Source organism: Egibacteraceae bacterium, from assembly GCA_035540635.1.
GTDB lineage: Bacteria > Actinomycetota > Nitriliruptoria > Euzebyales > Egibacteraceae > DATLGH01.
Map to the genome: position 1 here is coordinate 1 of DATLGH010000101.1, position 12,593 is coordinate 12,593.

General features: G+C 74.2%; 12 protein-coding genes. 6 read left to right on the plus strand and 6 right to left on the minus strand.

Annotation, left to right across the window (positions count from 1 at the left end; genetic code table 11):
- Positions 1-411 (minus strand): hypothetical protein (locus tag VM324_15365; GenBank protein HVM00667.1); only part of this gene is annotated, 411 nt, incomplete at its 3' end.
- 288 nt (positions 412-699) lie between these two features.
- Between VM324_15365 and VM324_15370 the strand changes: the two genes are divergently transcribed.
- The 6 genes from VM324_15370 (at position 700) to VM324_15395 (ending at position 6,876) form a co-directional block, all read left to right on the plus strand.
- The gene (locus tag VM324_15370; GenBank protein ID HVM00668.1) at positions 700-1,635 is read left to right on the plus strand and encodes a cyclic nucleotide-binding domain-containing protein; all 936 of its coding nucleotides are present in this window, start codon (positions 700-702) and stop codon (positions 1,633-1,635) included.
- A gap of 38 nt (positions 1,636-1,673) precedes the next feature.
- Positions 1,674-2,504 (plus strand): MBL fold metallo-hydrolase, encoded by an 831-nt coding sequence (locus VM324_15375; GenBank protein ID HVM00669.1) that lies wholly within the window; start codon positions 1,674-1,676, stop codon positions 2,502-2,504.
- Between the two features lie 211 nt (positions 2,505-2,715).
- Positions 2,716-2,859, plus strand: coding sequence for a hypothetical protein (locus tag VM324_15380; protein ID HVM00670.1), 144 nt, complete (start codon positions 2,716-2,718; stop codon positions 2,857-2,859).
- A gap of 27 nt (positions 2,860-2,886) precedes the next feature.
- Positions 2,887-3,285, plus strand: coding sequence for an AhpC/TSA family protein (locus VM324_15385; protein ID HVM00671.1), 399 nt, complete (start codon positions 2,887-2,889; stop codon positions 3,283-3,285).
- Positions 3,282-4,949: a dihydroxy-acid dehydratase gene (ilvD, locus tag VM324_15390; protein ID HVM00672.1), complete on the plus strand. Its 1,668-nt coding sequence runs from the start codon at positions 3,282-3,284 to the stop codon at positions 4,947-4,949. The genes VM324_15385 and ilvD overlap by 4 nt, the downstream gene beginning before the upstream one ends.
- Positions 4,950-5,082: 133 nt before the next feature.
- Positions 5,083-6,876, plus strand: a complete 1,794-nt coding sequence (locus VM324_15395; GenBank protein ID HVM00673.1) for a S8 family serine peptidase — start codon at positions 5,083-5,085, stop codon at positions 6,874-6,876.
- Between the two features lie 48 nt (positions 6,877-6,924).
- Here the strand turns inward: VM324_15395 and VM324_15400 are convergent, their stop codons facing one another.
- The 5 genes from VM324_15400 to VM324_15420 form a co-directional block, all read right to left on the minus strand.
- Positions 6,925-8,550: a cell wall-binding repeat-containing protein gene (locus VM324_15400; protein ID HVM00674.1), complete on the minus strand. Its 1,626-nt coding sequence runs from the start codon at positions 8,548-8,550 to the stop codon at positions 6,925-6,927.
- Between the two features lie 533 nt (positions 8,551-9,083).
- The gene (locus VM324_15405) at positions 9,084-10,565 is read right to left on the minus strand and encodes an alkaline phosphatase D family protein (GenBank protein HVM00675.1); all 1,482 of its coding nucleotides are present in this window, start codon (positions 10,563-10,565) and stop codon (positions 9,084-9,086) included.
- A 72-nt stretch (positions 10,566-10,637) separates the two neighbouring features.
- On the minus strand, positions 10,638-11,132 hold the full coding sequence (locus VM324_15410) for a CarD family transcriptional regulator (protein ID HVM00676.1): 495 nt from the start codon (positions 11,130-11,132) through the stop codon (positions 10,638-10,640).
- A gap of 119 nt (positions 11,133-11,251) precedes the next feature.
- Entirely contained in the window at positions 11,252-12,310 is a 1,059-nt protein-coding gene (locus tag VM324_15415) for an alpha-hydroxy acid oxidase (protein HVM00677.1), read from the minus strand.
- Between the two features lie 37 nt (positions 12,311-12,347).
- Complete coding sequence (locus VM324_15420; GenBank protein HVM00678.1) at positions 12,348-12,548, minus strand: hypothetical protein; 201 nt, start codon at positions 12,546-12,548, stop codon at positions 12,348-12,350.
- Positions 12,549-12,593 lie beyond the last annotated feature (45 nt).

A 12,593-nucleotide genomic window follows, 5' to 3' on the forward strand; every position in this document is an offset into this window, starting at 1 on the left:
GGCCTGCCCGCGTGACAGGCCCAGCTTGGGCGCAAGCCAGTCCGCGGTGGACCCCGCCCTGCCGAGGAAGGCTTTGCGGGCGTCGAGCTCGCCGATGCGCCGCAACCGCTCGGCGGCCACCCGCGTCTCCACCCGCCGCAACCCCACCACGGAGGCCGCCAGCGCCTCGTCGTCGACCGCCCCGCCCAACACCTGAGCGCCCAACCGGTCAACGGTCGCGTGCAGCGCGTCGAGCAGGCCCCGGGCGGCGTCGCCGGTGTCGTCCGCGGCCGCCAGCCGGTCAAGGACACCCCGGCCCACCTCGGCCAGCCCGCCGGCGTCCAGACGCCCCAGCGACCGGGCGATGACCTCGGCCAGCTCGCTGGCGTCGAGCGCCTCGAGCGGCGCAGCGGCTACCTGGTCCGTACTCATGTTCGACAACCTACCAGACGGGTGCGACAGTGCCCCGCCCGTATCCACACGGCGACGAAGAAAAAGGGCTCTCGAGTGGGTTGACGCGGTCGGCCCCGGCGCACCCGTCGCAGTCGGCGTTGTGGCCGCGCTCGTCTCCCTGCGCTCGCGCTCCGGCTGAGGCGACGTCTGACGCCCGGGCGCGCTTGCGGGCATAGTGGAGGGTCGCCCGCGCACGGAGGAAAGGTCATGCGTCACGAAGCAGCCGTCACGTCGGTGTCCTGGATTCCGTCGGAGGCTGCGACGGGCATGATGAAGCTGCCGTTCGAGGTCGGCGTCAGCCACTACGACGAGCCGTTGCCGGAGGTCCTCGACGACCTCGAGGCCTGGCGTGCCGCGGATCGGTTCCGCTTCGCCAACGACCTGCGAGCCTTCGTCGAGGTCGACGGCGGTCGCATCGTCGACGCCGGTTACCTGGGCAGGGGCCACATCGGCAGCACGACCGTGCGCGTCGGCAAGCGCAGCGTCACGTTCGAGGCGGTGGCCCTGCCCGACCTGCAGTCGGAGCCGCGCATCGACGGCGCATCGGCGCGGTTCGTGCAGACCGCGGGCGGGCGCACCGGCGCCCCGATGCCGCGACGGGTGCGCCGACCGCCGTTCGTCCAGGTCACCGCGCCGATCGCGTGGACGACGCTCGCGCTGACGATCGACGCCGACGGCAACCACACCCACGAGGTGCTCGGGGCCAGTGCCTTCCCCCGCCACTGGATCTACGACATGGAGGGCCGCCTTGCTGCGAAGTCGGGCCTCGTCGACATGAAGCGCTGGATGCTCGACGCCTTCGGGGCGAAGACGCCGTGGGGCGAGGAGGACTCGCCGGCGCTCGTCACCGCGGTGGAGACGGCGCTGGAGCGCAAGCTGTCGGCGACGATCATGCGGGCCGGCCGCAAACCGCGGATCCGCACCCTCGACGAGGGCGAGCTCCTCACCGAGCAGGGCCAGCCCGGCGAGGAGCTCTTCCTGCTGCTCGACGGGATCCTGCGCGTCGACGTCGACGGCACGGCGCTCGCCGAGGTCGGGCCGGGCGCGGTGCTCGGCGAGCGGGCGGTCCTCGAAGGCGGGGTCCGCTCGTCGACCCTCGCCGCGGTGACCCGGTGCAAGGTGGCCGTCGCCTCCGCCGACGAGGTGGACCGCCAGGCGCTCGAGACGCTGCGGGAAGGTCACCGCCGGGAGGAGGACCGCTGATGGGCGCGGGGCCGCCGCGTCGCCCTATGGGGGCGTAGGTGCGCGTCCGCCTGTGCGGCGTGCGGGGGTCGACACCCGCCCCTGGTCCTGATTTCGTGCGCTACGGGGGGCACACCTCGTGCGTCGCGATCAGTCGTGGCAGCGAGCCGCCGGCCCTCGTCCTCGACGGCGGCACCGGCCTGCGCGAGCTGTCCCGGGTCCTGGAGGGGCGGGCGTTCCACGGTTCGATCCTGCTCGGCCACCTGCACTGGGACCACACCCACGGGCTGCCCTTCTTCGCCGCGGGCGACCGTGAGGACGCACGGGTGCACGTCTACCTGCCCGCGCAGGGTGACCCGGAGGCCGTCGTCGCGCGCGCCATCTCGCCACCGCACTTCCCCGTCCGCTTGACGCAGCTGCGCGGCGACTGGCGCATCGACGGGCTCGAGGCCGGTCACCACATGATCGAGGGCTTCGACGTGCTCGCGCGCGACATCCCGCACAAGGGCGGGCGGACGTTCGGCTTCCGCGTCAGCGACGGTGACGTGAGCCTCGCCTACCTGTCCGACCACGCCCCCGGCGGTCTCGATCCCGACGCGTCGGGCCTCGGGGAGTACCACGACGCGGCGCTGGACCTCGCCGGCGGGGCCGACCTGCTCCTGCACGACGCGCAGCACACCGCCGCGGAGTACGCGCGGCTCCGCCACTTCGGCCACTCCGCGGTCGAGTACGCCGTCGGGCTCGCGGAGAAAGCCGGGGTCGGGCGCCTGCTCCTCTTCCACCACGACCCGGCACGCACCGACGAGGAGATCGACGCGCTCGTCGCTGGCGCGCAGCGCGACGGGCTCGTCGTGGGCGCGGCGGCCCAGGGCATGACCATCGATCTCTGAAGCACGCGGTCGCCCTCGCGCCATGCGGCGAGCTCGATCGGGGGCTTGCCGATGCACCTGCCTGCAGAGCGTCCGGAGTATCTTGTCGGGGTCGAGAGCGCCGCGAGCTGGCGTGAAGCGGCGTCGAGGCGCTGGAGCGGCCGGAGCGGCCGGAGCGGCCGGAGCGAAAGCCTACCGGCGACGTCCACGCGGCCCGGGCAGAATTGGTGCGATGCCCGCCGTCGACCCGCCGAGGGACCTGCCCGACCGCCTCGCCCCCCTGACCCTGCCCGAGGCCGACGGGGGCACGGTCACGCTCGGCGCGCTCTGGGCCGACGCCGCCGCCGTGCTGGTGCACCTTCGCCACTTCGGCTGACTGTTCTGCCGCGAGCAGGTCGCGCAGTTGCGCGACGCCGAGGGGGACATCGCCCGGGCCGGAGGCCGCCTCGCCGCGATCGGCACGGGCGACATCGCCTACGCCCGGGACTTCAAGGCGAGCCGGGCGATCGGGTTCCCCCTCCTGGTCGACGACGACCGGGTCACCTACGGGGTGGTGGGCGCCGGCCGGGCCACGGTCGCGACCACCCTACGGCCCTCCGTCCTCGCCAAGGGGACGCGTTCCCTGCTGCGCGGTTCCCGCCAGGGCGCGCTCGGGCCCGCTGCCCTGCTGCTCGGCGCGACGACCGTCATCCGCCCCGACGGGCGGGTGCCGCTGGCGTGGCGCAGCGACGACGTCGCGGACACACCGCCGGTCACCGCCATCCTCCGCGCTCTCGCGCCGCCTGGTTCAATGGCGCCATGAGACGCCCTCGCAGCACCGACGTCACCGAAGGATTCCAGCGCGCTCCCGCCCGGGCGATGCTCCGTGCGATCGGCATGACCGAGGAGGACTTCACCAAGCCGCAGGTGGGGGTAGCGTCGTCGTGGAACGAGGTCACGCCCTGCAACCTGCCCCTCGCGCGCCTCGCGCGGCTCGCCAAGCAGGGGGTGCGCGAGGCCGGGGGCTTCCCGATCGAGTTCACGACGATCGCCGTGTCCGACGGCATCTCCATGGGTCACGAGGGTATGCGCGCGTCGCTCGTGTCCCGCGAGGTCATCGCGGACTCGGTGGAGACGGTCATGCACGCCGAGCGCTTCGACGCCCTCGTCACCTTCGCCGGCTGCGACAAGTCGCTGCCCGGCATGGTCATGGCCGCGGCACGGCTCGACCTGCCGGCGGTCTTCTGCTACGGCGGCACCATCCTCCCCGGGGAGTACGAGGGCCGAGCGATCGACATCAAGGACGTCTTCGAAGCGGTGGGGGCGCGGGCGGCCGGAACGATCGACGACGCCGAGCTGCATGCGATCGAGACCCGGGCCTGCCCCACGGAAGGGGCCTGCGGCGGCATGTACACGGCGAACACCATGGCTTCGGCGATCGAGGCGCTCGGCATGAGCCTGCCCGGCTCGGCCAGCCCGCCGGCGGTTGACCCGCGCCGGGAGGAGGTCGCGGTGCGTTCGGGCGCGGCGGTTCTCGCGCTGCTCGAGGCGGACCTGCGGCCGCGTCGGATCATCACGAGGGACTCCCTGGAGAACGCCGTGGCGGTCGTCATGGCCATCGGCGGGTCGACGAACGCGGTGCTGCACCTGCTCGCGATCGCCGCCGAGGCGCGGGTGGAGCTCACGCTCGCCGACTTCGACCGCATCGGCCGGCGCGTGCCCCACATCGTCGACTCCCGCCCCCACGGGCGGTTCCTCATGAGCGACATCGACCGCGTCGGAGGGGTCCCCACCGTCATGCGCGCGCTCCTCGACGCGGGGCTGCTCCACGGTGACGCGATCACCGTGACCGGCAGGACGGTTGCCGAGAACCTCGATGACCTCGCCCCGCCGTCCCCCGACGGTGAGGTCATCCATCCGCTCGACCGGCCCATCCACGTCGACGGCGGTCTCGCCGTGCTACACGGCTCCCTCGCCCCCGAGGGCGCCGTGGTGAAGGTCGCCGGCCTCGACGCCGACCGCTTCGAGGGCACCGCCCGGGTGTTCGACGGGGAAGCCGCCGCGATGGAGTGGGTGCTCGCCCGCCGGGCGCAGCCCGGTGACGTCATCGTCATCCGCTACGAGGGCCCGAAGGGCGGCCCCGGCATGCGTGAGATGCTCGCGGTCACCGCTGCGGTGAAGGGCGTGGGGCGGGGCGCGGACGTCGCACTCCTCACCGACGGGCGCTTCTCGGGAGCCACCCACGGCCTGTGCGTCGGGCACGTCGCCCCCGAGGCGGTCGACGGCGGACCGATCGCCCTCGTGGCCGACGGGGACCGCATCACCCTCGACGTGCCCGCCCGCCGCCTCGACCTCCACGTCGACGAGCGCGAGCTCGCACGCCGCCGTGACGGGCTGAAGTCCCCGGACCCCCGCTACACGACCGGGGTCCTCGCGAAATACGCCCGCCTCGTGTCCGGTGCCGAGCGCGGGGCCGTCACCGGGTAGGTCCGCAGCGACGCGCAGCGCCGGCGGCGGGCCGGCGGCGCCCGTCCGGACGGCCGTGCAACTGCCGGTACATGCGCTCGTACAGTGGGTGCTTGCACCCTGCGGAAGGCGGGGCCCGACTCCTGGGACGAACGTGACAACTTCCCTGCGTTGGCGTCTGACCGCGTTTGCCGCGGTCGTGCTCGCCCTCCTCGCGGGCGCCGTGCCCGCCGGCGCTCTCGGGGCCGACGAGCACCGCGCCGACCCCCCCGCCGGCGAGCCGCTCACCGTGGCCGCGATCGTGGAGGGTCCCGACGGGCCGGCCGTCGAGCAGCACGAGGCGCCGACCCCCGAGGCCGCCGAACGCCTCGTGGCCGCCCTGCAGGCGCGCGACGACGTCATGACGGCGGAGGTCGACGTCGTCATGCGCGCCCTCCAGGAGCCCACCGGTGGCGACCCCCTGCGCGACCTGCAGTGGGCGCTGGACCGGCTGCGGGTGGAGACGGCCTGGACCGTCGGCGACGCCCGCGGCCGTGTCGTGGCCGTCGTCGACAGCGGCGTCGACGCGGCGCATCCCGACCTTCAGGGAGTGGTCCTCAACGGGTTCGACGCACTCGACCCCCGCACCCTGGGCAAGGTCGACCCGCTGACACCCTGCCCGGGGCGCTCGTGGGACTGCCGCGGGCACGGGACGCACGTCGCGGGCATCATCGCCGCGCTCGTCGGCAACGACGAGGGCGTCGCCGGCCTCGCCCGTGGCGCGCAGATCCTGCCCGTACGGGTGCTCGACGCCGCGGGCTACGGGTCCTCGAGCGACGTCGCGCGCGGGGTGCTGTTCGCCGCCGGCGCGGGAGCCCACGTCATCAACCTCAGCCTCGGCTCGACCGAGCCGTCGAGCGTGCTCGACTTCGCCGTCGCCTACGCCACCCGCCGCGGCGCGCTCGTCGTGTCCGCCTCCGGCAACGTCGGCCACTACATCCCCCACCCCGTCGTGCACCCGGCCGCCGACCCGTGGACCCTCGCCGTCGGCGCCACCGACCGCGACGACCGGGTGGTCGCCTTCAGCGGTCGCGGACCCTGGCTCGACCTCGTCGCCCCCGGGGTCGACATCTGGTCCGCCCGGCCCATCAGCGGCTCGGTCGCCTACGACTCCGACAGCGGCACGTCGATGGCCACCCCCTACGTGTCGGCGGTCGCTGCCGTGGTGCAGCGCCGCCACCCGACGCTGTCGCCGATGCGCCTGGCCGCCCACCTGCGCGCCACCGCCACCGACCTGCCACCGGCCGGGCGCGACCCCGCATCCGGTGACGGGCTCGTCAACCTCGTCGGCGCGCTCTCGCGGACCCCGGGAGCGGCCACCGCATGCGACCCGCGCCGCGTGCCCCGCTCGGAGTTCGCCGACACGGCTCGCAGCACGCACCGGGCAGCCATCGAGTGCGCGGTGTGGTACGCCGTCGCCCAAGGAACGACGGGGAGCACCTACAGCCCCGCCGGTCCCGTCACCCGCGCGCAGATGGCGTCGTTCATCGCCCGCCTGCTCGACCGGTCAGGCACGCAGCTGCCGGCGGGCGGTGCGCAGCGCTTCAGCGACGTGCCGGCCGGCAACGTCCACCGTGAAGCGATCAACCGGTTGGCCGCTGCCGGCATCGTGCAGGGGCAGGGCACCACGTTCAGCCCCAACGGCCTCGTCACCCGCGACCAGATGGCTTCCTTCCTCGTGCGGGCCTTCGACTACGCGCAGGCACAGGTCAGGCGCGCCGCGCTGCCCCCCGCCGGCAGGCAGTTCGCCGACACAGCCGGCAACCCGCACGAGCCGAACATCAACAAGGCCGCCGCCGCCGGTCTCGCCAACGGCCTCACCACGACGACCTACGGACCGCGCCAGGGCGTGCGCCGTGACCAGATGGCCACCTTCGTCATCCGCGCGCTGGAGCTGCTCGCCGCCTGACGCGACGGCGCGGCGGCCGCCTGATCGACGGCGTCCCGCGGCGCCCGGCTACGGCAGGGGCGGCGCCGGCAGGCCCGACGGGCCCCCCGGGGGGGCGACCCAGCGCACCTGCACGACGACGTTGGCCCAGGTCACGTCCTCTCGCAGCGCCCCGGTCTCGTCCGTGCAGCCCGGGTTCGGCAGCTCGGACGGAGGCGTGCAGACGACCACCCGGTCCGCGGCGGGGCTGCCGCTCGAGTAGCCGAAGACCGCCGTGCCGGCGGCGTCGGCGAACAGGGTCGAGCCGCCCACCTTACGGTAGAGCGCGGTGCTCTCGCGGTAGAGCCGGGTGTCCTCCGGGAGCGGTCCGGGCAGCGCGAGGACGTCGCGGAAGACCTCGAACGTCACCGCGGCGGCCTCGGCCGGCGCTCCCTTGCGGTTCACTCCCGAAGCGGTGACGGTGACCTGCTGGCCGACCGTGGCGGTCTGCACCACCGGGGTGACGCGGAGCCCGCCGGCGGGCACGAAGTCGCCGCACACGACGGCGTCCTGGATCTCGGCCTCGACCGGTCCGCTCACCGCGGCGGTGCCGCCCGCGAGCAGCACCGGCGCGTCCTCCGCGCCCGCGCCGGCACAGCTGGCCACGAGGAACGCGTGCGTCGGCGCCGACAGCGTGCTCGGCGACTCGGTGATCACCAGCGGTCCCCCGCGGCGCGCGGCGAGCGGTCCGAGGGCGAGCGCGTCGGGGAAGTTTCGGCCGTTGGCGACGGCGACGGTGTCGGCCTCGAACGTCGGGGGGAACAGCAGCTCGCGGGTGAACTCGGCGACGCTCCTGGCGGTGAAGGTCCGCCCCGCGCCGCCGATGCGCCGGACCGGCAGGTCGAGACCCCGCACGTCGGCCTCCACCGTCTCCGACACGGCGGCCGTGCCGCCGACGATGAGGACCTGCTCGATGGCGAGGGCCTCGCTCCTCAGCGCTGCGCGCGTCGCCTCGGACAGCCTGCCGCCTTCCGTGAGCAGGATCGGGAAGAGCCCGCCCGCCGACAGGGGCCCGGCCGCGAGCGCGTCGGGGAAGTTTTCTCCCGTGGCCAGGACGGCGGTGACCCGGTCACCGCCGGGTCCCTCGAAGGCCGGAGCGCGCCCGAACCCGGCGGCCGGGCCGGTGACCGCGGGCAACTCGGTGCCCTGCTCGGCACGTTCCCGGGCGACGCGCTCGGCGATCCGTCGTGCGGTGTCGTAACGGTCCTCCCCGCTGATGCGCTCCACGGTGACGATGCTCCTGAAGTCCTCGAGACGCCGCTCGACCGCGTCGCCGACCGCGGCGGAGCCGCCGAGGATCACCGCGCGGCGAGGACTGATGCGGGTGATGGCCCGCACCGTCGCGGGCGGCAGCTCACCGGTGCCGGTGAGCAACAGGGGCGCCGCGCGATGGCCGGCGATGAGGGCCCCCGCGAGGGCGTCGGCGAAGTCGTCCGCGCGGGCCACCACGACGGTGTCCGCGTTGTCGAAGACCGGGTCGGCCGCGATGAGCCGCGCCGTGTCGAAGCGGTCCTCACCGGCGAAGCGCAGGACGTTCGCCCCGACGTGGGCTGCCCCGACGGTCGACAGCAGGGGCAGCAGCCCGATGAGCAGGGCCGTCGCCGCAAGCAGAGCGGCGCGGCGCGTGGCTGCGCGGGCGGGCGGGGACGCGGTCATGGGCGAGGAGCTCCTGTGTCGGATCGGGAACACGCTGGCGCCCGCCCGTTCGCGAGCGGGCAGGGATCCCAACGACGCACGATGCCCGCCGGATGCGGTGGGCGGCGTACTAGTGCCTCGGGGGCCGGGAAACCACCCTCCAGGCGCCCGCTCGCGCCCCTCTGGCGCCTCGTCATCGAGCGCGAGCGGGTCCGCGACGACCTGCGCCGGCAGGCCACGCGGGACTCCCTCACGCGGCTGGCGAACCGTCAGCTCGCTGCTCGGGCGGCTCGACCGGTCCATGTCGCGCCGGAGCCCCTCGGAGCTTCCCCCCGCGCTGCCCTTCATCGACCTCGACGGGTTCGAGCGCGTGAACGACGACTTCGGGCATGCGGCGGGCGACCAGCGGCCAGCTCCGGACGCTTCGGAAGCTCGGGTGCCGTCTCGGTCAGGGGTGGCTGCTCGGAGAGCCGGCCGTGGCCGGCACACTCCGGCCGGCCCGTGCGGTCCTGCCCTTGGCCCGCCCCTCGGCACCGGCGGGGCGATCAGAGGGCTCAGGAGAGCGGTCCGGCGCGATGCAGGCGCGCCTCCCCGCTGCGCACCTCCCAGCCGGCCACCCAGTGCTCATCCGCGGGCCTGCGGCTCACGCTGTCGACGTGCCACCAGTCGGCGTGCACACGCGCGGGCGTCACGTCGACGATGACGTAGCCGTGGCCGGCAGTCTCGGCGAAGCGCACGTGCGGGTTCTGGGATCGGATGAGCCGGGTGAGCACGGGCACGGCGCCGGGCAGCCGCGGGAAGAGCTCGGCGGCGAAGCTGCGCGTGGTGACGCTGGGGGTGACGAACTCCACGGCGACGGGAACGTCCTCGCCGTCGGTCCGCAGCTCCGCCGCCCATGACGAGTGGATGTCGCCGCTCAGCACGACGACGTTGTCGATCTCATGCCGGCGCACGAACGCGAGCAGCTCCCGACGTTCGCCGGGGTAGCCGTCCCACTGGCCGGGGTTGACGAACGCGCCGCCGGCCACGGGACCCAACGGCCGGGCGAGGCGGTGCAGGACCCCCGGCAGCCGCAGGGCGTGCAGCGGTGCGAGCATCACCTGGTTGCCGATCAGCCGCCACCGCGCCGTCGACGACGCGAGTCGTTCGCGCAGCCACGCCCGCTGCTCCTCGCCGAGGAGGGAGCGGTCGCGCTGCTCGACGCCGGGCGTGGGTTGGCGTCCGGCCGGCCGGTCGCGACCGACGAGGCGGGTGTCGAGCATGAGCAGCTCGGCGAGGGCGCCGAGCTGCAGGCTCCGGTAGATCCGGGGGACGCCACCGTCGGCTCCCGCCCGCACCGGCATCCACTCGAGGTAGGCACGCACGGCCGCGTCCCGGCGTCCGCGCCAGCTCCCGTGGGTGGCGGCGTCGTGACCCCGCGCACCGTCGCGCCACGCGTCCTTGGCGATCTCGTGGTCGTCCCACACGGCGACGACGGGATGCCGGGCGTGCAGCCGCTGCAGGTCGGGGTCGGACTTGTACTGCGCGTGTCGCCGGCGGTAGCCGGCGAGGTCACGGGGCGCTGCTGCGGGGACGTGGGGCCGGACGATCTCCCGCGTCTCCCCGCCCTGCTCGTAGAGGTAGTCCCCGACGTGCACCACCGCGTCGACCTCGCGCCCGGCCAGGTGAGAATAGGCGTTGAAGTATCCGCCTTGCCACGACGCGCACGCGACGAGGCCCAGCCGCACACGGTCGGTCTGCCCGGTCGCGGCGGTGCGCGTCCGCCCGGTCGGCGACGTCGCCCCGCACGCGGCGAACCCGTAGTAGTAGGTGGTCGCCGGTGCGAGCCCCCCGACGTCCACCCGCACGGTCCAGTCCCGCTCGCTGCAAGCGTCCGTGACACCCTCGCTGCGCACGTCCTGGAGCGCCGGATCGGTGGCGAGCCGCCATCGGACCGGCACGCGGGCGTCGGTCACGGTCACCCGGGACCACAGGACGACGCCGTCGGGCAGCGGGTCCCCGCTGGCCACCCCGTGGCCGAACACGTCGCTGCTCACGGCCGCAGCCTCCAATGCGAGCCCGGTGGCTATGCGGTCGTGCGTCGCGGTGCCGCCGGGCAGCCCCGCCGGTCAGCCGCCCGCGTTCAGGCTCTTCTCGACGATGAGGTGCTTCGTGTCGTCCTCCGACAGGTCGAGGACGAGAGCGAGCTCGCGCGCCACCATGTCGAGGCAACGGTCGAGAAGGCCCTTCTCCGTCAGGGTGAGCGGCTTCCCGGTCCGCCGCTGGTGCCGGCTGAGGTCGCGGATCACCATCGCCGCCTGGTCGAGGTCCTGGGACCTGATCCGCTCCTGCGTGGACGCGTTCCGCTCGGACCATTGCTCGGCGACGTCGGACGGCTCCTCGAGGATGGCGAGGATCGCCTCAGCCTCGTGCTTCGTCGAGAGCTCCCGGATGCCGACCGCCTGCACCGCCGCGGCGGGGACCATGATCGTCAACGACGGCGTCTCGATCGTCAGCTCGAGGTACTCCTCGGGGCCCCTGCCCACGTCCCTGCTGACCATCCCCTCGACCGTGGCCGTCCCGTGCTGCGGGTGCACAACGGTGTCGCCCCTGGCGTAGGTCATCCGAGAATCCGATATTAGAAGGGCAAGCTTTTAAATAAAAGCGGGTAGAATACCTGCTATTCTACCACGGACGCCACTCGAGGGTTGCGGTGTGCGCATTGCCGGAGTCGCGCAGTGTGTCACCGCCGCGGTGCGAGCAGGTCCCCCGTGACGTCGTCGACCGAGGCGGCCCCGCACAGGGCGAACGCGCGAGCGGACTCCTCGACGAAGCCGTCGAGCACCGCGGTGACGCCCTGCACCCCGCCGGCCGCAAGGCCCCACAGGACCGGTCGCCCGACGAGCACCGCCCGCGCGCCGAGGGCCAGGGCCTTCACGACGTCGACGCCGCCCCGCACGCCGCCGTCGACGTAGATCTCGGCCCTCCCGCCGACCGCGGCGACCACGTCGGGCAGGGCGTCGGCGCTGGCGATCGCCGAGTCCAGCTGGCGCCCCCCGTGGTTGGAGACGGCGATCGCGGCCGCGCCCGCAGCGACGCAGGCGGCGGCGTCGTCGCCGCGCACGACGCCCTTCACGACGAGTGGCAGGTCGGCGAGCGAGCGCAGCCACTGGAGGTCGTCGAACGTCAGGGACGGCTCGAGCTCCGCGGCGGCGTACGCCTTCAGTCCCGACCCCTGCACCTGGGGCACCGCCGAGCCGAGGTTCGCCATCTCCATGCCGACCGGAAGCGAGAAGTTGTTGCGCTCGTCGCGGCGGCGGAACCCGAGGACGGGCAGGTCGACGGTGAGCACGAGCGCCCGGTAGCCGGCGGCGACCGCCCGGGCGACGAGCTCCGCGGTCCAGCCGCGGTCCCGGCGGACGTAGAGCTGGAACCACCGTGGCGCGCCGGGGGCCGCCGCCGCGACGGCCTCGAGCGAGACGGTGGCAAGCGTGGAGGCGATCATGAGCGTGCCTGCCGCCGCCGCACCGCGGGCCGTCGCCGCCTCGCCGTCGGGATGGGCGAGCCGCTGGTAGGCCGTGGGGGCGACGATCACCGGCGCGGGGATCTCCGTGCCGAGGACCGTCGTTGCGGTCGTCACCGCACCGACGTCGCGGAGCACCCGGTAGCGCAGGCGCAGCCGGCGCCATGCCGCGACGTTGTCCGCGAGCGTCAGCTCGTCGTCGGCTCCGCCGGCGAAGTAGTCGTAGGCGGCCGGCTCCAGTCGCTCGCGCGCTTGCCGCTCGAGCTCGGCCAGATCCATGCCGCGCCGGCCTCCCCCTGCCCCTCCCGCGCCTTGGTCAGCGGATGACGCGCCCGCGGGCGTCGTCCTCGTAGCGCTCCCACCACTCGGCCACGGCGCGGTAGAACGACGCGAGGCCGTCCGCCGGCACGCTGACCGACGCGTTCACGAACTGGTCCTCGTCGATCTCGATGACGTCGGACTGTGCGTCCATCGTCTCGATCTCTCCCGGGCGGACCCTGCGGATCACTCTTCCCATGATGGCCTCCTCTCGCGGTGACGGGCCGGACGGTACGGGGGGCGG